Origin of the sequence: Vibrio sp. OPT46 (assembly GCF_015163535.1) — a bacterium.
GTDB lineage: Bacteria > Pseudomonadota > Gammaproteobacteria > Enterobacterales > Vibrionaceae > Vibrio > Vibrio alginolyticus.
Genome location: NZ_JADDYG010000136.1, coordinates 1 through 913 on the forward strand (window position 1 = coordinate 1; position 913 = coordinate 913).

General features: G+C 34.0%; 1 pseudogene. It reads left to right on the forward strand.

From position 1 onward, the window contains the following. Positions 1 to 701 precede the first annotated feature (701 nt). Positions 702 to 913 (forward strand): annotated as a pseudogene (locus IQR33_RS06035) (efflux transporter periplasmic adaptor subunit); the annotation flags it as partial.

Genomic DNA, 913 nt, shown 5'->3' on the forward strand with positions numbered 1-913 from the left:
ATATTTAGGAGTAAAACTAACAGTATGTTGACAATAAATAAATTTAACTTAATAAATATTTATTGATGAATTTATTAATGGTTCATGTCGTGAATGTGGTGATTATTTTACGTGTAAATTAAACTCAGAGCCCCTATTTTTATTTTTGCGGTATTACTTCTCTATTTTTATTGTGCTGACTGTTCCCTAACAAACAGAGGCAAATCCAGCGATAAAGTGTCCGTGATGGAAACTCTGAGTCATTTGTATTTCCATTGCATCCCAACGTTGGTAGTTCGAATCAGCAAGAGAACTATCGTTTTAAACCCACATGACACACTCCTCTCGGTCTTACCTGTGTTATGTGGGTATTTTTTATTTAACTTGTCACTTAACTCCTCTTTAAATTCAATCATCAAAATGACCATAATGAAATTTAAATGGATGGCATATTGAATAAGCTTAGATTTTACTGGTTTGTTGGTATTTAAAAGTTTTGTTTATAATACTTATAACTTGAATTTCTATATTAAAAATGATCTTTTTTATATTTATTGAATGATAAAGTTTTGAAGTGACTATAATATCTCGGATTTTTCACGTTAGTGAAGTTATTCCTTCAGTATCTTGACGTTAATTTACCTATCTTTACGTCTCGTACCCTGTACGGCTAAGACAAATAGCAGTATAAAATCAAAACGATTATTTACTTCACTCCTGCTATGAAACTCAATAAAAAATGGCTCGTTTTGTGTGGCCTACTTGCTATTGGTGCTGGTGGTTATCATTATCTGCAACGTCCAGAACCCATTTCTCCTTACGCGACAGAAGTCGTTCGCAAAGGCAATATCGAAAAGGCGGTATTAGCCAACGGCATGTTGCAAGCGTCCAAATTGGTGAATGTAGGTGCGCAAGTATCTGGGCAAATTCAACG